The following is a 22583-nucleotide window of genomic DNA, read 5'->3' as shown; positions in this document are numbered from 1 at the left end:
CCCGACAGGGGAGGACGGCCCAGCGGACCGGGGCTCAGGGACGCTGCGGCAGCCGCCCGAGGGTGACCAGGAAGCGGCGCAGCAGCCCGGAGAGCTGGGCGAGCTCGGCCGGGGAGAGCCCGGCCAGCAGGCCGCGCTCGGTCTCCAGGTGGTCGGGCAGCGCGGCGTCGAGCGCCGCGCGGCCGGCCGGGGTGAGGGTGACGACGACGGCCCGGCCGTCGGCCTCGCTGCGCGTGCGGGTGATCAGGCCCTTCTCCTCCAGCCGGTCCAGCCGCTGGGTGATCGCCCCGGAGGTGACCAGCGCGGTGCGCATGAGCGCGCTCGGCGTGAGCTGGTAGGGCTCGCCCGCCCGGCGCAGCGCGGCCAGCACGTCGAAGGCGGGCGCGTCGAGGCCGTGGCGGGCGAAGGTCGCGCGCTGGGCGAGGTGGACCTCCCGCTGCAGCTGGGTGATCCGGCCGATGACCCCCATCGGCGAGCAGTCCAGGTCGGGCCGCTCGCGCGCCCACTGCTCGAGGATGAGGTCGACGGCGTCCTCCACGCCGGTAGCTCAGCAGTGAGGGATCGACAGCGTCAAGCCGCGCTGGACCGCCCGGGCGGGTCGCCGAGGCGGGTGCTCAACCGCACGGTGAGGCCGTGCGGGCCGCGCCGCAGGTCGACGGAGTCCCACAGCTTGCGCGCGAGCCACAGGCCCATCCCGCCGGCGGCGAGGTCGTCGCCGTGCGCGGGCACGAAGCCCGCGAGGGGGTCGTCGAAGCCGGTGCCCGAGTCGGTGATCGTGCAGACCATCCGCGCGCCGTCGGTCCAGACCCGGGCCGAGACCGGCTGCCGCCCGTGCCGGAAGGCGTTGGCCGCCACCTCGGCGAGCGCCAGGTGCAGGTCGGCGCGCCGGTCCTCGTCGGGCACCAGGTCGGCGAGGACCTGCCGGAGCGCGCCGCGCAGCGCCGGCAGGGTCGGGGCGCCGTCGACGACAAGCACCGGCCGGCCGTCCTCGACCGGCTCGCGGACGGCGGCGAGCTCGCGCAGGTACTGCTCCGGCTGGTGGTAGCCGCTGCTGGCGACGCGGATGCCACCCATGATCAGCTCGGGGTGGGTGTGCCGCGCCGCAGCGACGACGTCGGCGGGCAGCCGCCCGCGGTCGTAGACGCACAGCGCCGTGACCGGCGCCCGCGCCATCAGCGCGTTGGACATCGACTCGAAGCGCCGCACCTCGCGCCAGCGCAGCGGGTCGGTCCCCCACTGCGGCTCGGCGACGACGCGCAGCCGGCCCGAGCGGCTGCTGCGCGCCTGCTCCAGGAAGCGCCGGACGACGACCAGGGCGTCGGGCGCCCGGACCCCGCGCATCGCGATCCGCTCGTCGGCCTCGACCGCAGCGGCCCCTGCGCCGAGCGCGCGGCGGACCGCCGCGGCCACCTCCGGGGCGAGGGCGAGGACCGGCAGGTCCCCCTGCTGCAGCCCCTCCTCGACGCACGCGGCGGCCACCGCGACGAGCTCGTCGGCGGACTGGACCGCGGCCGCGGCGTGCGAGAAGGCAGGCGGGGGCTGCCCGACGGACGCGCGCGAGCGTCCCGGCTCCGCCTGCGTGGCGGAGGCCCCAGCGAGTGGATCCACGGGCCCCTCGACCGTTCTGGGCCGGTGGTCCCCAGCCGTCCGACCCCATTGTGGAACACCCGGCGGGACACCTCCCGGCGGGGTGTCCCCTGCCACCCGCCCGGGGGAGCCGGTGGGCGTCAGCGGCGGCCCAGCTGAGCACCCAGCTCGAGCACCCGCTCGGCCGCCGAGCCCGGCCGGGTCCGCACGTCCAGCCCGCCCGAGCGGGCCGCCGCCGCCGACCGCAGCTCGAGCACCAGGTGCACGCCGGCGCTGGCCAGGTAGGTCACCGGCCGCAGGTCGAGCACCGCCCGCCCGCCCGGCGGCAGCTCCTCCAGGGCCCGCAGTCCCTCGGCCCGCAGCGCGGGGGCCACCGCGAGGTCGACCTCGCCGGTGACCTCCAGCCGGAGGCCGTCGCCGTCCCGGTGCACCGCCAGGCGCGCCGGCCCGGCCGCCGACGGAGCCGGTCCCCGGCGCACCGGCGGGTCGGCGGCGCCCGGCCCGGCCGGCACGAACCGGAACCGCACCGTCGTCCCGGCGCCGTCGGCGCCCTGGGCGTCGGGCGTGCGGGCCACCTCGACGTCGCTGGCCAGGGCGGAGATCAGCTCGAGGCCGCGGCCCCGGTGGCCGGGGTCGGCCGGCACCGGCCGCCACACGCCCTCGTCCCGGACGCAGACGTCGACGCTGCCGTCGGGGGTGCGCTCGAGGCGGTACTCGCACCGGCCCTCGCCGCCGTTGGCGGCGTAGGCGTGCTCGACGGCGTTGGCGAGGGCCTCGCCGAGGGCCAGCTGCAGGTCGTCGAGGCTGTCCTCGGGGAGGCCGGCGGCCAGCGCCCAGGCGGTCACCGTGCGGCGGACGCGGCTGAGCCGGGCGGGGTCGGCCGGCAGCGTCTCGTGCACCGGCGGGGGCGTGAGGCGGCCGGCGATCACGGCGACGTCGTCGGGCGGGGTGGAGTCGTCGAGCACCGCGGCGAGCAGCGCGCGCGTCAGCCGGGCGGGGTCGACGGCGGTCAGCCCCGCCGCGGCCGTCCGGAGCCGCTCCAGGCCGGCGTCGAGGGGCTCGCCGCGGCGCTCGACGAGGCCGTCGGTGTAGAGCAGCAGCGTCGCGCCGGGCGTCACGGTGGCGCTGCCCTCGGCGTAGGGCCGCCGTCCGACGGCGCCGAGCACCGCGCCCGCGCCGTCCTCGAGCAGCGTGGCGGAGCCGTCGGCGAGCAGCAGGGGCGGCAGGTGGCCGGCACGGGCCCAGCGCACCGTGCCCGCCTCGCAGTCGAGGACCAGGCAGGCCGCGGTGGACGCCCGGGCGCCGGGCAGCCGCGCGGCGAACCGGTCGAGCAGCTCCAGCGCCTCGGCCGGCGAGCTGCCCTGCAGCAGCGCCACGGACAGGGCGCTGCGCAGCTGGCCCATGACGCCGGCCGCCGCGGGCCCCTGGCCGACGACGTCACCGACGGCGACGGCCACCCGCCCGCCGCCGAGCTCGACGACGTCGTACCAGTCACCCCCGGCGGAGGTGCCGGCGGCGCCGGGCAGGTACTCGGCGGCCAGGGCCAGCCGGTCGAGCCGCGGCAGCTCCTGGGGCAGCAGGTCGCGCTGCAGGGTGGAGGCGATGTCCTGCTGGGCGCGGTAGAGGCGGGCGCGGTCGAGGGCCTGCGCGCACTGCTCGGCGACCGCCAGCAGCATGCCGCGCTCGGCCGCGCCGAAGCGGCGGGCCTCCGGGAAGCCGATGCCCGCCACGCCGACCACCCGGCCGGCCACCACCAGCGGCAGCGCCACGGTGGAGGTCAGGCCGAACGCCGCCAGCGTGGTGACCTGCCCGTCGGGGAGTCCGTCGCCGCCGCGGGCGCCCGGCCAGTCGGCCATGTCCTCGACCCAGAGCGGCCGCCGCTCGGTGACCGCCGTGGTGACCGCCAGCGGCGCCGACAGCGGGATGCGGGCCCACTGCCGCTCGGCCTCGGGCGCCGATCCGGTGAGCGCGAGCAGGCGCAGCTCGCGGCCGGCGTCGTCGAGCTCGAAGACACCGACCCGGCTGCCGTGGCCGGTCAGCGTGCCCACCTGCTCGGCCGTGGCGCGGGCGACGTCGACCGGCGTGCTGGCCGCCGAGAGCTCCGCGGTGGCCCGCTGCAGCAGGCCCAGCCGGCGCGCGGCGGCCCGCTCCTCGGCGAGCAGCAGCGCGTTGTCCAGGGCGAGCGCGGCACGGGCGGCGATCTCCTCGGCCAGTGCCCGGTCGTCGTCGTGAAAGGCGGGGGCGTCCTCGCGGCGGCCCAGGGCCAGCACGGCGCGGACGGCGCCGCGGACCGACAGCGGCACGGCCAGCGCCGAGCTCAGGTCCAGCCGGACGCCGGTGTCGCCGCGCCCGTCCAGCCGCGGCCGCAGCTGCGACTCGCCGGTGTCGAGGACGACCCGGCCCAGCCCGCCGTGCGGCTCGAGGCCGGCGGGCGCCTCCGCGGGGTCGCCGTCGAGGCCGGCGTGGCCCACGTAGCGCAGCCGGCCGTCGTCGCCGACCAGGCGGACGGTGCAGGCGTCGGCCAGCCGCCGCTCGACCAGCAGCCGGGCCAGGCCGGCCAGCTGGCCCTCCACCTCGGTCTCCCGGTCCAGCGCGGTGCCCACCTCGGCGAGCAGCGTCTGCCGCTCGGTCTCGCGGTAGCGGGCGTTGATGTCGGTGCAGCTGCCGACGGCGCCCTGCCGCGGGTCCCCGCCGATGGGCGCGCCGCGCTCGAGCAGCCAGTGGTGCGCGCCGTCGGCCCGGCGCAGCCGGAACTCGACCTCCCACCCCTCGCCGCGCTGCAGCGCCGCCGCCACCGTCCGGGCGTAGCGGTCGCGGTCCTGCGGGTGCAGGCCCTCGCGCCAGCCCTCGCCCCGCTCCTCCTCGGCCGGGCGGCCGGTGAAGGCGCTCCAGCCGGCGTTGAGGAACACCCGGCGGCCCTCGCCGTCGGCCACCCAGATCAGCGCCGGCGCGAGGTCGGCCATGGCGGTGAAGCGCTGCTCGGCCGCGCGGCGGGCGCGGCCCAGCTGCAGGTGGGCGTCCACGCGGGCGAGCAGCTCCTGCGCGGAGAACGGCTTGACCAGGTAGTCGTCGGCGCCGGCGGCCAGGCCCTCCACCGCCGCCTCCTGCCCGGCGCGGGCCGACAGCAGGACGACGGGCACGCGGGCGGTGCGCGGGTCGCCGCGCAGCGCGGCCAGCAGCCCGACGCCGTCCAGGCGCGGCATCATCACGTCGCTGACGACCAGGTCGGGCGGGTCGGCCTGCGCCGCCTCGAGCGCGGCCTGCCCGTCGGCGACGGCCTGGACGCGGTGCACCGGGGACAGCAGCCGCACGACGTAGTCGCGCATGTCGGCGTTGTCGTCGGCCACGAGCACCCGGCCGGCGCGGGCCGGGACGGTCTCCGGCGCGGCGGCCGCGCCCTCTCCCCCGGGCAGCCAGCGCAGCGCCTCGGTGACGTAGGGACCGGCGGCCGCGGAGACGGCGGGCGCCTCGGGCACCGCCGCGGCGAGCCGGTCGGCCGGCAGGTGGCCGGTGCCGGTGGGCAGCACGACGGTGAACGCGGTGCCGACGTCGGGCGTGCTCTCGACGTCGATCGTGCCGCCGTGCAGCGCGACCAGCTCGCGCACCATGGCCAGGCCGATGCCGCTGCCCTCGCCCGACCGCGCCCGGGCACCGGAGACCCGGGTGAAGCGCTCGAACAGCCGGGGCAGCTCCGCGGCGGGGATGCCGGTGCCGGTGTCGGCGACGGTGAGCACGGCGGCGCCGTCCCCGCCACCGTCCCCGCCGGCCTCCTCGCGCAGCCGCACCGTGACCCCGCCGGTGAAGGTGAACTTCAGGGCGTTGGAGAGCAGGTTGAGGACGACCTTCTCCCACATGTCCCGGTCGACGTGCACCGGCCGGGACAGCGGCGGGCAGTCGACGGTGAGCGTCAGGCCGGCGCGGTCGAAGGCCGAGCGGAAGACGCTGGCCAGCTCGGCGGTGACCGCGGCGAGGTCGACCGGCTCGAAGCGGGCCTCGATCCGGCCGGCCTGCAGTCGCGAGAAGTCGAGCAGGGTGTTGACCAGCTTCTGCAGCCGCAGCGCGTTGCGCTCGACGACCTCCAGCTCCTGCGCCACCCGGGCGTCGGCGGCCGCCACCGGGGAGGACCGGAGCTCGGCGACCGGTCCCATGATCAGCGTCAGCGGGGTGCGGAACTCGTGGCTGACGTTGCTGAAGAAGTCGGTCTTGGCGCGGTCGAGCTCGGCGAGCGCCTCCGCGCGGCGGCGCTCGGCGAGGTAGGCCTGCGCGTCGCTGACGGCGGTGGACACGTGCCCGGCGACGAGCTCGGTGAAGCCGCGGTAGTCGGTGTCCAGCGCGCGGTAGGGGTTGACCCCCAGGACGAGGACGCCGGCCGTGTCGGCCGCCGCCGCCGTGGTGATCGGGAGGACGACGGCGCGGTCGGGCCGCAGGTCGCCGACGGGAACCGCGGCGAGGCGGTCCCCCGCGTGCTCGCGCAGCCCGGACACGACCTCACTGCGACCGCCCGCCGCGACCCGCTCGACGGCGGCGCCGAGGTCGTCACGCCGGACGACCGCGGGGTCGGTGACACCCGCGGTGCCGGCCACCTCCAACGCGCCGCCGGCCGTGCGCAGCAGGGCCACGGCGAAGGGCAGGTCGGCGCGGTGGGCGGCCAGGACGTCGACGACGGCCCGGCAGGCCTCGGCCTCGCTGCCCACCGGGGCGGTGGAGAGCTCGCCGAGGTCGCGCAGCGCGCGCAGCCGGCGGTCCCCCAGCACCTGCGCGGTCGTGTCGTTGACCGCGATGAAGACGCCGCCGACGTCACCGCTCTCGTCGGTCACGGGGCTGTAGGAGAAGGTCCAGTAGGACTCCTCCACGTAGCCGTGCCGCCGGAGGAAGAGCAGCTGGTCCTGCGAGTAGGTGGCGCCTCCGCCGTCGAGCACCTGCCGGGCGAGGGGCCCCAGGTCGTCCCAGGCCTCGGCCCAGCACTCGGCGGCGCCCTGGCCGAGCGAACGGGGGTGCTTGGTGCCGAGCAGGGGCAGGTAGGCGTCGTTGTAGAACTGGACCAGCTCGCCGCCCCACCACACCAGCATCGGGAAGCGCGAGTCCAGGCAGATCGACAGCGCGGTGCGCAGGCTCTGCGGCCAGCCGCTCTCGGGGCCCAGGGGGGTGGCCGCCCAGTCGACCGTGCGCACCAGGGCGGGCATGGTGGCCTCCGGGGTGGCCCCCTGCCCCGTCACCGCCCCATCACGGGAGCAGCCTAGGCGCAGCCGGGGGTTGCCCGCGGCGCCGGGCGTCAGCCGCGACCCGCCAGCCCGTCCAGCGTCACCCGGTCGAGTCCGGTCGCGGCGGCCACCTCGCCGTCGTCCACCGCGCCGCAGTCCAGGCCGCGCAGCACCACCCCGGCCAGCGCGCGGGCGGTGGCCGGCTCGTCGAGCACGCCGGCGTCGGCCCGCGCGGCGTAGGCGGCCAGCCGCGCGGCCGCGGCCGGCAGCGCCCCGCGGAAGAACGCGTAGGTGGCCGTGTAGCGGGTGACCAGCTGCGCGGGGTGCAGGTCCCACCCCTGGTGGAGGCCGCGCACCAGCGCCCGGCGGACCAGGTCGGCGTGCACCCGCCAGCCGGCGTGCACCTGCTCCCGCGGCCCGACGGGCAGCACGTTGGTCGACCCGTCGACGGCGTGCGCCCCGGTACCGGCGACGGCGACCTGCGCCAGCTGCTTGGCGAGGTCGGCGGCCGGGTGGTCGGAGGCCTGGTGGGCCGCGGCGATGCCGAGGGAGGCGGTGTAGTCGTAGGTGCCGAAGTGCAGCCCGGTCAGCCGCGGGCCGGCGGCGTGCACCATCCGCGCGAGGGTCACCGCGCCGTCGGCCCCGAGCACCGCCTGCGGCGTCTCCACCTGCAGCTCCAGGTCGAGCGCGACGCCGTGCGCGGCCTGCAGCGCGTCGAGCACCGGCAGGAGGGCGCGCACCTGCTCGACGGCGGTCACCTTGGGCAGGGTGACCACCGCCCGGGCCGCGCCGAGGGCGTCCAGGAACAGGTCGAGGGAGCGGACGCCGCGGCGGCGGGTGGGGTCCTCCAGCGACTTCGCGCGGATGCCGACCGACGGCGGGGCGGTGCCGGCGGCGAGGTCGGCGGCGACGGCGGCCGCGGCGCGCCGGACGTCGTCGTCCTCGTCCCCGGGCCCGCCGCGGTAGCCGTCCTCGGCGTCGACCCGCAGGTCCTCGACCGGCTCGGCGGCGAGCTTGGCGCGCACCCGCGGCAGCACCTCCGCCAGCAGCGCGGCCGGGTACCCGAGGTCGGGCAGGCCGTGCTCGTCCAGCGCCGCCAGCGCCGCGGCACCCCACGCGGCGGCCACGCCGGGGACCACGGCGTCGGCCGGCACGTAGCAGGTGTGCACCGGCTGGCGGCGGGGGCGCTCGCCCGGGTAGGCCGCCCGCCGCGCGGCGTCGACCGGGGCGAGCCGCCGGTCGAGCTCGGCGTACACGGCGTCGTCGAGCAACGCACCCTCCCTCGGCCGGCCGGGCTGCCATCCTGTCACCGTGTCCCGCCTCGACGAGTTCAACGGCCGGCCGGCGGACGCCGCGGTCGAGGCCCTGCGCGCCTGCAACGCCGCGCCCCGGTTCGCCGCCGGGCTGGTCGCCGCGCGGCCCTTCCCCGACGCCGACACCCTCGTCCGCCGCGCCGGCGAGGTGGCCCGCGCGCTGCCGTGGGACGAGGTGGAGCTCGCGCTGGCCGCGCACCCGCGGATCGGCGAGCGGGTGGCGGGCGACTCGGCCGAGGCGGCGGCCTCCCGCCGCGAGCAGGCGTCGGTGGGCGGGGCGGACGACGCCACCCTGGCTGCCCTGGTCGAGGGCAACCGCGCCTACGAGGAGCGCTTCGGGCGCGTCTACCTGATCCGCGCGGCCGGGCGGTCGCCGGAGGAGCTGCTGGCCGAGCTGCGCCGCCGGCTGGGCAACGACGAGGACGCCGAGCGCGCCGAGGTCGTCGAGCAGCTGGCGCAGATCACCGAGCTGCGGGTGCGGGAGCTGGTGTCGTGAGTGTGTCGACGCACGTGCTCGACGCCGTCGCCGGGCGGCCGGCCGCGGGGGTCGCCGTCCGGCTGTACGCGGGGGACGAGCTGCTCGCCGAGGGCAGCACCGACGCCGACGGCCGCTGCCGGCTGACCGAGGAGGCCACCGTCGCCGGGCCGCACCGGCTGGTGTTCGCCACGGGCCCGTGGTTCGCGGACCGGGAGGTGGCCGCCTTCTGGCCGGAGGTGACGCTGACCTTCGCCGTCACCGCGCCCGCGGAGCACCACCACGTGCCGCTGCTGCTGTCACCCTTCGCCTACTCGACCTACCGGGGCAGCTGACGTTCCACGTGCAACAGTGCGCCGCATGGCGATCGTGCTCGGACCCAACCAGTACGGGAAGGCGGAGGTCCGCGTCGTCGCGGTCGACCGCAGCTCCCCCCGCCACGAGCTGGTGGACCTGAACGTCAGCACCAGCCTGCGCGGGGACTTCGCGGCCGCGCACACCCGCGGCGACAACGCGCACGTGCTCACCACCGACGCGCAGAAGAACACCGTGTTCGCCTTCGCGCGCGAGGGCGTCGGCTCCCCCGAGGCCTTCGGGCTGCGGCTGGCCCGCCACCTGGCCGGCTCCTACGGGTGGATCACCGGCGCCCGGGTGGCGGTGGAGTCCTACGGCTGGGAGCGGATCGCCGTCGGCGGCCGGCCGCACGAGCACGCGTTCCGGCGGCCCGGCGGGGAGGTGCGGACGGCGGTGGTCACGGCCGACGGCGACGACGTGCACGTGCTCGCCGGGCTCGGCGACCTCGTCGTCCTCAAGACCACCGGCTCGGAATTCTCGGGCTTCCCGCGGGACCGCTACACGACCCTGGCCGAGACCCGCGACCGCGTCCTGGCCACCGCGGTGACCGCCCGCTGGCGCTACACCGGCACCGACCTCGACTGGGACGCCCGTTTCGCCGCCGTCCGCACCACGCTGCTCGAGACGTTCGCCGCCACCCACTCCCTCGCGCTGCAGCAGACGCTGTACGCGATGGGCGAGGCGGTGCTCGAGCGGTTCGCCGACGTCGCCGAGGTGCGGATGTCGATGCCCAACCGGCACCACTTCCTGCAGGACCTCTCGGCGTTCGGCCTGTCCAACACCCCCGGCGAGGACGAGACGCTCGTCTACCACGCCGACGACCGGCCCTACGGCCTCATCGAGGGCACCGTGCTGCGCGACGACGTCCCGCCGGCCGAGGTCGCCTGGCTGGGCACGCCCGGCTTCTGCTGAGCGGCGCGGTCAGGACGGGGTCTCGACGCCGACGCCGCCCATCACGGCCCACCCGTGCAGCCGCAGGTCGGCGTCCCGTGGGTCGTCGGTGCGCCGCACTCCGGGTGCCAGCCCGACCCCGCCGGCGACGGCGCGCGTCCCGGACCACACCCGCCAGCCCGGCGGCACCCGCACCGCGGCGCCGCCCATCACCGCGCGGACGGTGACGTCGACACCGCCCGGCACCGGCGCCAGCCCGGTCAGGTCGACCTCGCCACCGGCCATGACGACGTCCAGGCCGACCCGCGACAGCGCCGGGTTCCGCGGCCGGAGCTGCGCGCCGCCCATCACGCGCACCCGCCGGACGACGGCGGAGCGGTCGTCACCCTCGTCCGCGCGCAGCGACCACACCAGGCCCGCGACGGCGACGGCGCCCTGCACCGCGAGGGTCGCGCCGATCCACGGCAGGGCCCGGCGCAGGCGGGACGGGGTGCGGCGCGTCGTCCTCATGCCGACAGGGTGGTCGCCCCGGCGACCCGGCACCAGCACCCCGCGAGCCGGCTGCGCGACGATGGGTGCGTGACGTCGCTCGGCACCGTCCGCGTGTGGCACGCCGAGGAGGGGTGGGGCGTCGTCGACTCGGCCGACACCCCCGGTGGCTGCTGGGTGCACTTCTCGGCCGTCCTCGTCGCCGGGTACCGGACCCTCGACGCGGGGCAGCCGGTGGCGTTCACCGCCGAGGCCGCCGAGCAGGACGGCCACCCCTTCCGGGCGGTCGAGGTGTGGCCCGCCGGCCAGGCGCCGGTCCGGGACCACGGGGAGGTCTCGGGACCCTCTGCCGCCCACTCCTCCACCCTGACCCTGACCTCCGACGAGGAGACGGGGACCGGCCCGCCCTGACCCGGCACCCCGGGAGGGGACGGGGCTCACCAGCGGAAGTGCGCCACCGAGGACTGCAGGTCGACGGCCAGCCGGGCGACCTCGTCGATCGCCGTCCGCGCGTCCTCCATGGCGCGCGTGGTCGCGGTGCCCGCGCCGGCGACCGCCTGGATGTTCTCGGCGATCCGGCCGGCCGAGAGCGCCGCCTCGGTGACGTTGCGGTTCATCTCCGTCGTCGTGGCCGTCTGCTCCTCCACCGCCGCGGCGATGGTGCCCTGCGAGTCGTTGATCAGGCCGATGATCGAGGAGATCTCGCCGATCGCGGCGACCGCGCCCTCGGTGTCGGTCTGGATGGCCTGCACCCGCGCGGTGATGTCCTGGGTGGCCTTGGCCGTCTCCTGGGCCAGCTCCTTGACCTCGTTCGCGACCACGGCGAAGCCCTTGCCGGCCTCACCGGCGCGGGCCGCCTCGATGGTGGCGTTGAGCGCGAGCAGGTTGGTCTGCTCCGCGATCGAGGTGATGACCTTGACGACGCCGGCGATCTCCAGCGACGACTCGCCCAGCTTCGCGACGGTGGTGGTGGTCGCGTCGGCGACGGTGACGGCGTGCGCGGCGACCCGCGCGACCTCGCTGGCGTTCTGCGCGATCTCGCGGATGGAGACGCCCATCTCCTCCGAGCCGGCGGACACGGTCTGCACGTTCTGCGACACCTGCTCGGCGGCGCCGGCGACCACGCCGGACTGGTCGGCGGAGGCCACGGCCAGCCGGGCGAGGTCCTGCGCCGAGGCCGACAGCTCCTCGGTGGCCGAGGCCAGCGTGGTGGAGCTGTCGCCGATGGTGGCCAGCACGGTCCGCACGGTCCCCATCGAGGTCTCCAGCGCGACGGCCATCCGGCCCACCTCGTCGCGGCTGGCGACGCCGGTGGAGCCCCGCAGGTCGCCCTCGGCCATCGCGGCCACGACCGCCCCGACCCGGCGCAGCGGGCCGACGACCGAGCGGGTGACCGCCCAGCCGAGCAGGCCGAGCACGAGCACGGCCGCCCCGGCGACGGCGAGGACGAGGGGCCCGGCCGAGTCGAGCTGGCCGGTGGTCTCCTCCGCGGCCGCCTCGGCCCGCCGGCCGATCGCGTCGCCGACCGTGGGGAGCTCGTCCTCGAGCTCGGTGAAGGCGGCGAGGAACTGCGGGTAGCCGGCCTGCGCCACCCGGACGTCCTGACCCGCCGCGGTGACGACCTGGTCGGCCGCGGCCAGGTAGTCGTCCACGGCCGGCCGCACCGCGGCGACGGCGGCGTCGACGTCGCCGCCCACGCCGTCGGCGACGACCGCGTCGAGGTGGTCGCGCAGGGCCGCGGCGTGCTCCCGGAGGTCGCTCTGCGCCGCCCGGTGGTCCTGCACCTGGCCGGCCTGGGCGGCCTGCAGCGCCTGGAGCACGTCGGCGCGGACGGCGTCGTGCACCATGTCCGCCCCGAGTCCCTCCGCGGTCGCGTGGGTGGTGGCGAGCAGGACGTCGGTGCGGTCGCCCGCCCCGGAGAACTCCTGCACCGCGATGAGCGTGACCGCGCCGAGGGCGAGCGCCCCGGCTCCGACCAGCGCGGACAGCTTGACGCCCAGGGGGCGGTCGGACCAGGTGGTGCGCGGCATGGGGCTCTCCCGGAGCGCGGTGGACGGCGCAGCGCAGCGCCGGTGCCCTTCCCATCGGCGGGGACCGGCGGGAGTCGCACCGGATCGCGCACGACCGGGTGTCCTTCCTGGTTCCGGTACGTGCGGTGCGCCGTCCGGCCGGGGCTCAGCCGGTCCGCAGCCGGTAGAACCGGAAGACGTCGTGCGGGACGGGCACCACGTCGAGGCCGGTGAAGCCGGCGGCCCGGGCGTAGCCGGCCAGGGTGTCGGGCCGCATCACCGTCCCGGTCCCGGCCGAGGGGTGGGTGGAAAGCCCGTCGGGCAGGCAGCAGGTGAGGCTGTAGCCGTACATCAGCCGCTCGACGCCGTCGCCGGGGGCGGTGAACCGCTCGGCCACCGGCTCGTCGACGACGAGCACGGTGCCGCCCGGGCGGACCATCCGGCGCATGGCGGCGAGCACCGCCACGGGGTCGGCCAGGTCGTGCACGCACTCGAACGCGGCGACCAGGTCGTAGCCGCCCGGCTCCCCCGCCTCCGCGGCGTCCCCCTCGGTGAACCGCACCCGGTCGGCGACCCCGTGCTCCTCGGCGTTGCGCCGGGCCTGCGCCACCGAGGGCCCGTCCACGTCGAAGCCGTCCACGTGCGCCCGCGGGTACGCGCGGGCGGTGCCGACGGCCGACCAGCCCATCCCGCAGCCGACGTCGGCCACCCGGCCGCCGGCCCGCAGCGCCGCGTCGACCCCCGGCACGGCCGGCAGGTCCTCCGCCGCCATCGGGCCGAGGAAGTAGGCGCGGTTGGCGGCGGCCTGGGCGTCGCGGGCGTCGTCCATCTCGGCCCAGGACAGCCCGCCGCCGGTCCGGTAGGCCTCCAGCAGCCGGGGCACCTGGCGGGTGAACACCAGCGCGGCGTGCACGAACGGCGGCACGAAGGCGAGGTCGTCGCGGTCGACGAGGACGGGACGGTGCGCCGCGGGCAGCGCGTACCGCCGCTCGTCGGGCGCGGCGGCGACGTCGTCGACCGTGAGGATCCCGGTGACGGCCTGCTGCTCGAGCCACTCGCGGGCGTAGCGGGCGTCGGTGCCGGTGCGGGCGGCCAGCTCGGGGGCGGTCGCCGGGGCGTCGGCCAGCGCGCGGTACCAGCCGAGCTCGCTGCCCAGGTGGACGGCGGCCAGCTCCAGGCCGGCGGTGACCGCCTCCAGGAGACGCTCGGAGAGGGCGGTGGTGGCGTCGACGGGCGGGGTCTCGGTCGTCGTCATGCGTCCCGACCGTGGCCCCCCGCGCGGAGCACGACCAGGGCCCTCGGTCACCGCCGGGTCGAGACGCTCACGGTGTAGCGCCGGTCGTGCGCCGCCGCCCGGGTGGGCCCGACCAGCCGGCGCAGCGCCGCCCGGTGCGGCAGCCGGTTGTTCCACACGGCCCAGAGCTCCCCGCCCGGGCGCAGCACCCGCGCCGCGGCGCTGAACAGCCGGTCGGCGGCCGCGGTGACCACGGCGGCGCCCAGGTGGAACGGCGGGTTGCAGACGACGAGGTCCAGCCCGCCGTCGGGCAGGGACGCCGCGCCGTCGTCGCGGAGGACCGCCACCCGGTCGAGCCCGGCGCGCCGCAGGGTCGCCCGGGCCGAGGCGACGGCGGCGGCCGACTGGTCGGTCGCGGTGACGTGGACGTCCGGGCGGGCGCGGGCGAGGGCGGCGGCCAGCACCCCGGTGCCGCAGCCGAGGTCCAGCGCCGTCCGGGCGCCGGGGGCGGCGGCGGGCAGGGCGGCGAGCAGCAGCCGGGTGCCCTCGTCGACCCGGGTGCCGGCGAAGGCGGCGCCGTGCGCGCAGACGTCGAGGCCGAGGGCGGTGTCGTGGCGGCAGCGGGGGAAGGTCGGCCGCACGCCCGGGCGCGGCCCGCGCGCCACCAGCACGCGCGACTTCTGCCGGGCGAGCGTGGCCGACACCTCGGTGAACCCGGCGCCGAGCACGTCGTTCATGCCGAGGGTCATGTGCTTGACCCGGCCGCCGACCAGCACGGTGACGCCGGGGTCGGCCGCGGCGGCGGCCAGCTCGGTGAGCTCGCGCAGCGCGTCGAGGGCCCGGGGCGCCTTGGCCAGGACGAGGGTGGCGCCGTCGAACAGCGCGGTGTCGAGGTCCCCGTGCCGGTAGGAGCCGGCGAGGCCGGTGCGCGCGGCGTTGCGGGCCAGTGCCTGCTCCCCGACCAGCAGGTCCTGGTGCACCCGGACGTCGGTGGCGCCGGCCGCGACCGCCCCGAGCGTGAGTGCGCCGTGGGTGTCGTCGACCACCACGACCCGCTGCCCGGGGAGCCGCTCGGCGGTGTCGAGCAGCAGCCGGTCGGTGGCGTCGACGGCGACCAGGTCGGGCGCCTCGACGTCGGGCTCGCGGCGCAGCTGCGCGAGGACCTCCTCGACCGCCTCAGGCACGGGGTGTGGCGGCGACGAACGCGGCGACCGCGCGGCCGAGCTCCGCGCCGACGTCCTCCTGCAGGAAGTGCCCGCCGCCGCGCAGCGTCGTGTGCGGCATCCCCTGCGCGCCGGGGACCAGCCGCTGGAACACCCGGTCGCCGCCGCCGGTGATCGGGTCGGCGTCGCTGAACGCGGTGAGGAACGGCTTCTCCCAGCGGGAGAGCACCTCCCACGCGGCTCGGTTGGCCGCCGACGCCGGGTCGTCGGGCGCGGTGGGCACCAGCGCGGGGAACACCCGGGCGCCGGCCTTGGACGCCTCGTCGGGGAAGGGCGCGTCGTAGGCGGCGACCACCTCCGGCGGCAGGTCGGTGACGGTGCCGTTGGCCACCACGCGGCCGACGTCGAAGCGCGGCGCGGTCGTGGCGAACCGCTGCCAGGCCAGGAAGGCCTCGCTCATCGGGGTGTCGCCGGTGGGCAGCCCGGTGTTGGCGACGACGACCCGGGCGAACCGGTCGGGGTGCTCGGCCACCAGCCGCAGCCCGATCAGCCCGCCCCAGTCCTGCCCGACCAGCGTGACGTCGGCGAGCGCCAGCCCCTCGAACAGGGTCTGCCGCATCCACTCGACGTGCGCGGCGTAGCTGTACGCCGCGGGGTCGGTGGGCTTGTCGGAGCGGCCGAAGCCGACGAGGTCGGGGGCGACGACGCGCAGCCCCGCGGCGGTCAGCTCGCGGATCGCGTGCCGCCAGAGGAAGGACCACGACGGCTCGCCGTGCAGCAGGACGACGACCTCGCCGCCGGCCGGGCCGACGTCGACCACCGCGACCCGCAGCGGGGTGCCGTCGCCGGCGTCGAAGGTGACGTAGCCGGGCGGGTACGGGAAGTCCGGCAGCGCGGCGAACCGCTCCTCCGGCGTGCGGACGACGTCCATCGGTGACCTCCGGGGCACGAGAACAGGCACAGGCACAGGCGGGACCCACGTCCGGCGGCCCGCGGACGTGTCCAGAGCTTCCTCTGCCGCGACGCCGGCGGCCGCACCTGCCCCGGAGGGATGAGGGCGGCCGCGGTCGCCGTGCTCCCCGGCTCCCCCGTGCCGATCACTCCCGGTGCACCACCAGGCACAGGGATGTGCACCGACACCAGGAGGTATCGCGGAGTGAGCACGAGAGCAGGGGTCCGGCCCGGGAGGGTCCGGACCCGACGAGGCGTGTCGTGGGGTGATCCCGCATGAACGCGCGCCGGTGGGCGACGGTCACCGTCCTCGCCGCGCTGGGCGGGGGACTCGCCGGTCCCGCCACCGCGGCGGCGGCAACGCCCGGCCAGGCCGCGCCCGTCGACGTCATCGTCCGGGAGCTGCCGGGCACCGGTTCGGGTCCGGAGCGGGCCGTCGAGGCCCTCGGCGGCACCGTCGGCCGCGCCCTGGGCATCATCGACGCCTTCAGCGCCCGCGTCCCGGCAGACCGGCTCGGCGCGCTGCGGGGCGTGCCCGGCGTCGACTCGGTCACCGAGAACGCACCCGTCCACCTCACCGGCACCGACGTCGAGGCGGCCAACGCGCTGACCGGGTCGCTGGACGCCATCACGCACGACGTCATCGGTGCGGCCGGCATGTGGGACCGCGGCTTCACCGGCCGCGGTGTCGACGTCGCCGTCATCGACTCCGGCGTCGTGCCGGTCGACGGGCTGTCGGCACCCGGCAAGGTCGTGCACGGGCCGGACCTCTCCTTCGAGGCCTCGTCCTGCTCGGGCAACCGGTGCACGGCCGCCCCGGCGCGGTACCTGGACACCTACGGGCACGGCACCCACATGGCCGGCATCATCGCCGGCCGGGACGCCGCCACGCCCGGCCCGGTGACCAGCGGCGACCGCACGACCTTCACCGGGGTGGCCCCCGACGCCCGCATCGTGAGCGTCAAGGTGGCCGACTCCCGGGGCGCGACGGACGTCTCGCAGGTCATCGCGGCGATCGACTGGGTCGTGCAGAACAAGGACCGCAACGGGCTGGACATCCGCGTGCTGAACCTGTCCTTCGGGACCGACGGCGTGCAGGACTACCGGCTCGACCCGCTCGCCTACGCCGTCGAGGTGGCCTGGCACAGCGGGATCGCGGTCGTCGTGGCGGCGGGCAACGGCGGCTACGGCAGCGCAAAGCTCAACGACCCGGCCTACGACCCGTTCGTCATCGCCGTCGGCGGGGTCGACGGCCGGGGCACCCACGGCACCGGCGACGACGTCGTCCCGTCGTGGTCGAGCACCGGGGACGGCACGCGCAACCCCGACCTCGTCGCGCCCGGCGCGTCGGTGGTCAGCCTCCGGGCGCCCGGGTCCTACCTGGACGCGCAGTTCCCGGGGGCGCGCACCGGCGAGCGGTTCTTCCGCGGCAGCGGCACCTCGCAGGCCGCCGCGGTGGTCTCCGGGGCGGCGGCGCTGCTGGTCCAGCAGCGGCCGGACATCACCCCCGACCAGCTCAAGGCGCTGCTGCGCGGCACGGCCAAGGCCCTCCCGGCCGCGGACCCGGTCGCGCAGGGCCGCGGCCTGGTGGACCTCAAGACGGCCTGGACGGCGGCCACGCCGTCGGCGTCGTCGGCGGCCCAGACGTGGCCGCGGTCGACCGGGCGCGGCAGCCTCGAGGCGGCCCGCGGGTCGTCGAACCTCACCCTCGACGGGGGCACCCTCGAGGGCGAGGTCGACGTCACCGGCCGCGCCTGGGACGCCGCGCGGGTGACCGCGTCCTCGGCCGCGCGCACCGCGTGGACCGGCGGCTCGACGACCGCCTCCGGGTGGACCGGCGGGGCCTGGAACGGCCGCGAGTGGTACCCGACGGGGGCCGCCGGGCAGCCGCTCGGCATGAGGTGGTCCGGCATGAGCTGGTCCGGCATGTCCTGGTCCGGCATGAGCTGGTCCGGCATGAGCTGGTCCGGCATGAGCTGGTCGGGGATGTCCTGGTCGGGCATGTCCTGGTCCGGCATGTCCTGGTCCGGCATGAGCTGGTCCGGGATGAGCTGGTCCGGCGCCGGCTGGGGCGGGTAGCACCGTGACGACGACGGCGAACGGCGCCCCCACCGCGGGCAGCCGCGTGCTCCGGCTGGGCCCCGCCCAGCGGATCCTGCTGCTCACGGCGGCGCTGGCCCTGGCCGCGACGGTGCTGTTCGCCGTCGTCGTCCGCTCGCTGCCCTCCCCCACCACGGTCCTGCCCCTGCCGTGGGTGGTCTGGGCGGTGGCCTTCGCCCTGACCGAGACCCTCGTGGTGCACGTGCAGTGGCAGCGCGAGGCGCACACCTTCTCGATGGGCGACCTCGTCCTGGCCGCCGGCCTCTTCCTCGCCCCGCCGACCGACCTGGTCCTGGCGCAGCTGGCCGGTGCGACGGTCGCGTTCGTCCTGCACCGGCGCCAGCGCGGAGTGAAGCTGGCGTTCAACGTGGCGCTGTACGCCCTCGGCGGGGCCCTCGGCACCGCGGTGTTCGCCGCGCTCGGCGGCCCGGCCAACGGTCCGTGGGCGTGGGCGGCGGCGCTGGCCGCCGTCCTGGTCACCACGGTGCACGCCGACCTGGCCATCTTCGCCGCGATCAGCCTCTCCGAGGGCCGGGCCGACCCGCAGCCGCTGCTCGGCATGCTCGGCCTGTCGCTGCCCTTCACCGTCGGCTCGGCCGCGGTCGGGGTGATCATCGCCCGCACCGGGGTCCAGGACCCCGCGTCGCTGGCGCTGTTCGCCCTGCCCACCGTGCTCATCCTGGCCGCGTACCGGGCGTACACCGGTACCCGCCAGCAGCAGGAGCAGCTGCGCCTGCTGCACGAGGTCACCTCGCTGCTGCACCAGAGCTCCGACCTCGACGCCGCGCTCACCGACTTCCTCGACTCCGTCCGCGGCGCCTTCCGCGCCGGGTCGGCCGAGCTGGTGCTGCTCGGCCACGGCGGGGACGACGAGGCCACCGTGACCCGCACCGAGCACGACGCCGACCCGGTGGTCATGGCCCCGCTGGAGGACGTCACGCCGGTGCGCGAGCTGCTGGCGGCCGGCCTGCCCTCCGGCGTCACCCCGGCCCGCAACGGGCGGCCCGGCGCCGCGGCGCTGGACGCCTACGCCCGCGGCCGCGGCATCGGCGAGGCGATGGTGTCGGTGCTGCGCACCGAGGACCGCGTGCACGGGCTGCTGCTGGTCGCCGGCCACGTCGGCGACGTCGGCACCTTCGGCCGCCACGACCTCGCGGTGCTGGAGACCTTCGCCCGGCACGTGGCCACCTCGCTCGAGCGCGGCCGCCTGGAGCAGAGCCTGCACCACGTGACCGAGCTCAAGGAGCGGCTGCGCCGGCAGGCGCTGCACGACGGCCTGACCGGGCTGCCCAACCGCACGCTGTTCCTCGACCGGGCCCGGCACGCGATCGCCGTGGCCGGCCGGACCGGCACCTGGCCGGCGGTGCTCTACCTCGACCTCGACGGCTTCAAGCCGGTCAACGACACCCACGGGCACGAGGCCGGCGACCAGCTGCTGCGCATCGTCGCGGCGCGGCTCACCCGGTGCCTGCGGGCCGACGACACCGTTGCCCGGCTCGGCGGCGACGAGTTCGCCGTCCTGGTCGAGGGGCCGGTCGCGGAGGACTACCTGCGCGAGGTGGTCGACCGGATCGAGGCCGCGGTGGGCGAGCCGGTGGACCTGGGCGACGGCCGGCTGGTCTCGATCGGCGTCAGCGTCGGCGTGGCCCTCGGCGGGGCCGGGACCGCGGACGCCGACGCGCTCGTCCGGGCCGCCGACGACGCGATGTACCGGGTCAAGCGCGACCAGGAGCCCCGCGGCGCCTCCGAGCGGGTGCCCGCCGCGGCCGACCCGGCCGACGAGCTCGCCCGCGCCGTCCGCGACGGCGAGATGCGGGTGGTCTACCAGCCGCTGGTGGACCTGCGCAGCGGCCGCCCCACCGGCGCCGAGGCGCTGGTCCGCTGGGAGCACCCGGTCGACGGGCTGCGGACGCCGGACCGCTTCCTCGGGCTGGCCGAGCGGACCGGCCTGGTGGTCGAGATCGGCGCCCTGGTGCTGCGGGAGGCCTGCACCCAGGCCGCCCGCTGGACCGCCGCCCGCCCCGACGCGACGGGCCTGACGGTGACGGTCAACGTGTCGGCCCGGCAGCTGTCCGCACCGGGGTTCACCGACGACGTCCGCGCGGTGCTGGCCGACACCGGCCTGGCCGCCCGGCACCTGGTGCTGGAGGTCACCGAGACGGCGCTGATGGAGGACCAGGAGACGGCCGCGGCCACGCTGCGCCGGCTCCGGGCCCTCGGCGTGCGCATCGCCGTCGACGACTTCGGTACCGGCTACTCCTCGCTGGCCTACCTCAGCCGCTTCCCCGTCGACCTGCTCAAGGTGGCCCGCGAGTTCGTCAGCCGGGCCGGCGAGGACGGCGACGACGACGCGATCACCCGGGCCATCGTCGACCTGGCCGGCACGCTGGGGCTGCTCACCGTGGCCGAGGGCGTGGAGACGGCCCGGCAGTACGAGTTCGTGACCGCGCTGGGCTGCGACCTGGCCCAGGGGCACCTGTTCGCCCGTCCGGTGCCCGCCGAGGTGGTGCACGCGATCCTCACCGGGGTCGAGGGCACCCCGCGGCCGGCCGGGGCGGCGCCGTCCCCCGCGGTGCCCGGGACGCTGATGGCCGTCTCCCCCTGAGCGGCTGGCGGCGGCCCGGCAGCGCGTCGTCCTGCGTCACGGACGCGATCGACCCGGCCCGCTCGGCGGGCGCTCAGGCCCGGGGCGCCCGGCCCGACGCGAGCGCGGACAGGACCTCGGCGGGGTGGCGCGGCTCGCGGCCGAGCAGCCACCGCAGCACGCCCGGGCTCCCCGCGAGCCCGTGCCGGTCGTACCAGTCGAACATCGCCTGCAGCGCCCGCGGGCCGTACCCGTCCGACGCCCCGTCCCCGGGCGGCTCGCGCCGGCGGCGCGCCGCGAGACCCAGGTCCCGGGCCAGGGCCGCGACGGTGGTCGTCGGACCGGCGAGCTCGTAGGTCGCCCCGGTGTGACCGGACCCGGTGAGCACGCGCGCGGCGACGTCGGCGACGTCCGCGAGGTCGACGAGGGAGAACGGCCGGTCGACGGAGTAGGGGACGACGAGCTCGCCGCCCGTGACGGCGGGCACGAGGTTCTGCACGTAGGCGGAGGGCTGCAGGACCGTCACGTCCAGCCCGCTCCCCCACAGCAGCTCCTCGGCCCGGAGCTTCCCCCAGTGGTGCGGCATCGCCTGCAGTCCCGGCCGCAGGACCGAGTGGTGGACGATCCGCTCGATCCCGTGCTCGCGGGCCGCCGCGACCGCCCGGCCCACGATCGCCGGCTCGTCGGGGTGCAGGTTGGGCGCCACGACGTACAGCGCGGTCGCGCCCGCCACGGCGGCGGTGACCGACTCCCCGACCTCCAGGTCGACCGCCGTCGACGGCACCCCGGGGAACGGCGCGGGCGGCGAGGGGCCGTCGCGGACGAGCCGCCGGACCGACGCCGGTGCCAGGCCCCGCTCCAGCAGTGCGCGGACGACGGCCCGGCCCGTCTTCCCCGCCGCGCCGAAGACGGCGATCACCGGGTCGGGCACGGCTCACCGTAGCCAGGGGCGCCGGGGCCGCACCCGGTGGTCACGGCCGTCCCGGGTGGCGCAGTGCGGCGAGCAGCCGGCCGTGCAGGGCGGCGTTGGAGTACAGGCCGCCGCCCCGGTGGCTCGCCCGTCCACCGGTCGGGTCGGTGAAGCGACCCCCGGCCTCCTCGACGAGGAGGATCCACGGCGCGTGGTCCCAGGCGTGGTAGCGCTCCGCGAGGAAGGCGTCGATCTCACCGCGGACGAGCTCCACCAGCGGCAGGGGGCTCGCCGGTGGACGGGCCGCACCGGCCGGGAGGCGGGCCCGGGACTCGTCGTCCAGGGCGTCGAGGACGGCGGCGGCGAGGGTCGCGGTCGTGCTGACCCGCAGGCGCCGGGTGGCGCTTGCCTCGCGCGGCCAGGACGACTCGAAGGCGCCGCCGCCCCGGGTCGCCCACCAGCAGCGCCGCAGCGCCGGGGAGGTCACGACCGCGACCTCCCGGGTCCCGCAGACCTCCAGCACCACGTGGATCCGCCAGTTCGGGTCGCCCCGGCCGAAGAACCCGGTGCCGTCGACCGGGTCGAGCACCCAGACCCGGTCGGCGTCCCCGAGGCGGCCGAGCTCCTCGCCGAGGAACGCGTCACCGGGCCGGGCCGCCGACAGCGTCTCCCGGAGGAGGCGCTCCACCGCCCGGTCGGCCTCGGTGACCGGCGTGCCGTCGGCCTTCGACGTCACCGGGACGCCGGCCCGGAAGTGGGCGAGGGCGAGCTCCGCCGCCCGGTCCGAGGCGTGGAACGCCAGCCGGAGGTCGTCGGCGGTGTCGCGGGCCGGGACCCGGTCGTCGGGCACGGGGCTCCTCCGGATCTGCTCCCCACAGGGTCACGGAGGCGGGTCGCCCGGCCGGCTGCTGGGAGCGGCGGCCTGGGCAGGGTGCGGCGGCGCGCTCGCTACGCGAGGCGCCACCAGCGGCGGTCGACGGACGTCGGCACGGGAGGACCCTGTCGAGGCGGGGGCCGTCCCCGGTCACGGTGCGCCGTTCGCCCGACCTCCGGCGGAGACCGCACGCCATCGACCTCGAGGTCGACCGACACCGGCGCGCACGGCGCACCCGGGGCTGCTCGTCGACGGACTGCCGGCGCCGGCCCGCCGGCTGGTGGACGCCGGGCACCCCCGTGACCTGGGACGACGACTTCCCCGGCCACGACCGGTTACACGCCGCCGACCCGTTCGGCAACCGCCTGGAGTTCCTGCAGCCCCACGCGGGCTGACCGCCTCCGTCGACCGGGTCGGGGAGGCCGGGCCGGACCGGTCGTCCCCGCCG

17 protein-coding genes are annotated in these 22583 nt (G+C 77.5%); 6 read left to right on the top strand and 11 right to left on the bottom strand.

Annotation, left to right across the window (positions count from 1 at the left end):
• Positions 1-34: 34 nt before the first annotated feature.
• The 4 genes from BLQ97_RS20825 to BLQ97_RS20810 form a co-directional block, all read right to left on the bottom strand.
• Positions 35-538, bottom strand: coding sequence for a MarR family winged helix-turn-helix transcriptional regulator (locus BLQ97_RS20825; protein ID WP_091368452.1), 504 nt, complete (start codon positions 536-538; stop codon positions 35-37).
• 32 nt (positions 539-570) lie between these two features.
• A complete protein-coding gene (locus BLQ97_RS23520) occupies positions 571-1608 on the bottom strand; it encodes a sensor histidine kinase (protein ID WP_175471851.1) in 1038 nt (345 codons plus the stop codon).
• Positions 1609-1727: 119 nt separating this feature from the next.
• On the bottom strand, positions 1728-6770 hold the full coding sequence (locus tag BLQ97_RS24320) for a SpoIIE family protein phosphatase (RefSeq protein WP_139173776.1): 5043 nt from the start codon (positions 6768-6770) through the stop codon (positions 1728-1730).
• Positions 6771-6859: 89 nt separating this feature from the next.
• Positions 6860-8059 (bottom strand): DUF6986 family protein, encoded by a 1200-nt coding sequence (locus BLQ97_RS20810; protein WP_091368443.1) that lies wholly within the window; start codon positions 8057-8059, stop codon positions 6860-6862.
• Between the two features lie 40 nt (positions 8060-8099).
• Between BLQ97_RS20810 and uraD the strand changes: the two genes are divergently transcribed.
• The 3 genes from uraD to pucL are packed head-to-tail and all read left to right on the top strand — an operon-like array spanning position 8100 to position 9842.
• Positions 8100-8597 carry a 2-oxo-4-hydroxy-4-carboxy-5-ureidoimidazoline decarboxylase gene (gene uraD, locus BLQ97_RS20805; protein ID WP_091368440.1) on the top strand — a complete coding sequence of 166 codons (498 nt, stop codon included), beginning with the start codon at positions 8100-8102 and terminating at the stop codon, positions 8595-8597.
• Positions 8594-8911, top strand: coding sequence for a hydroxyisourate hydrolase (gene uraH / locus BLQ97_RS20800; RefSeq protein WP_091368437.1), 318 nt, complete (start codon positions 8594-8596; stop codon positions 8909-8911). Before uraD ends, uraH begins: the two co-directional genes overlap by 4 nt.
• A 25-nt stretch (positions 8912-8936) precedes the next feature.
• A complete protein-coding gene (gene pucL / locus BLQ97_RS20795; RefSeq protein ID WP_091368680.1) occupies positions 8937-9842 on the top strand; it encodes a factor-independent urate hydroxylase in 906 nt (301 codons plus the stop codon).
• 9 nt (positions 9843-9851) lie between these two features.
• Here pucL and BLQ97_RS20790 read toward each other — a convergent pair whose 3' ends face one another.
• On the bottom strand, positions 9852-10331 hold the full coding sequence (locus BLQ97_RS20790) for a hypothetical protein (RefSeq protein ID WP_091368436.1): 480 nt from the start codon (positions 10329-10331) through the stop codon (positions 9852-9854).
• Positions 10332-10400: 69 nt separating this feature from the next.
• Here BLQ97_RS20790 and BLQ97_RS20785 point away from each other — a divergent pair, with 69 nt between their 5' ends.
• Positions 10401-10721: a cold-shock protein gene (locus BLQ97_RS20785; protein ID WP_091368678.1), complete on the top strand. Its 321-nt coding sequence runs from the start codon at positions 10401-10403 to the stop codon at positions 10719-10721.
• Between the two features lie 26 nt (positions 10722-10747).
• Here the strand turns inward: BLQ97_RS20785 and BLQ97_RS20780 are convergent, their stop codons facing one another.
• From BLQ97_RS20780 to BLQ97_RS20765, 4 genes are all read right to left on the bottom strand, one after another.
• On the bottom strand, positions 10748-12340 hold the full coding sequence (locus BLQ97_RS20780; RefSeq protein WP_091368433.1) for a methyl-accepting chemotaxis protein: 1593 nt from the start codon (positions 12338-12340) through the stop codon (positions 10748-10750).
• A gap of 145 nt (positions 12341-12485) precedes the next feature.
• The gene (locus BLQ97_RS20775; RefSeq protein ID WP_091368432.1) at positions 12486-13574 is read right to left on the bottom strand and encodes a class I SAM-dependent methyltransferase; all 1089 of its coding nucleotides are present in this window, start codon (positions 13572-13574) and stop codon (positions 12486-12488) included.
• Positions 13575-13621: 47 nt separating this feature from the next.
• Complete coding sequence (locus BLQ97_RS24315; RefSeq protein WP_091368428.1) at positions 13622-14737, bottom strand: class I SAM-dependent methyltransferase; 1116 nt, start codon at positions 14735-14737, stop codon at positions 13622-13624.
• Positions 14730-15647, bottom strand: coding sequence for a haloalkane dehalogenase (locus BLQ97_RS20765; protein WP_091368426.1), 918 nt, complete (start codon positions 15645-15647; stop codon positions 14730-14732). Before BLQ97_RS20765 ends, BLQ97_RS24315 begins: the two co-directional genes overlap by 8 nt.
• 296 nt (positions 15648-15943) lie before the next feature.
• Between BLQ97_RS20765 and BLQ97_RS20760 the strand changes: the two genes are divergently transcribed.
• Both BLQ97_RS20760 and BLQ97_RS20755 read left to right on the top strand, forming a co-directional pair.
• The gene (locus tag BLQ97_RS20760; protein WP_091368424.1) at positions 15944-17746 is read left to right on the top strand and encodes a S8 family serine peptidase; all 1803 of its coding nucleotides are present in this window, start codon (positions 15944-15946) and stop codon (positions 17744-17746) included.
• Positions 17747-17750: 4 nt separating this feature from the next.
• Positions 17751-20372 carry a putative bifunctional diguanylate cyclase/phosphodiesterase gene (locus tag BLQ97_RS20755; protein ID WP_091368421.1) on the top strand — a complete coding sequence of 874 codons (2622 nt, stop codon included), beginning with the start codon at positions 17751-17753 and terminating at the stop codon, positions 20370-20372.
• 73 nt (positions 20373-20445) lie between these two features.
• On the opposite strand, the gene BLQ97_RS20750 is transcribed toward BLQ97_RS20755, so the two are convergent.
• Entirely contained in the window at positions 20446-21282 is an 837-nt protein-coding gene (locus BLQ97_RS20750) for an SDR family oxidoreductase (RefSeq protein WP_091368420.1), read from the bottom strand.
• Positions 21283-21322: 40 nt separating this feature from the next.
• Positions 21323-22111, bottom strand: a complete 789-nt coding sequence (locus BLQ97_RS20745; RefSeq protein WP_175471850.1) for an inositol monophosphatase family protein — start codon at positions 22109-22111, stop codon at positions 21323-21325.
• Positions 22112-22583: the final 472 nt, after the last annotated feature.

It is taken from the genome of Geodermatophilus telluris (assembly GCF_900102745.1).
GTDB classification, from domain to species: Bacteria; Actinomycetota; Actinomycetes; order Mycobacteriales; family Geodermatophilaceae; genus Geodermatophilus; species Geodermatophilus telluris.
This window is presented reverse-complemented; position numbering and strand designations above follow the sequence as displayed.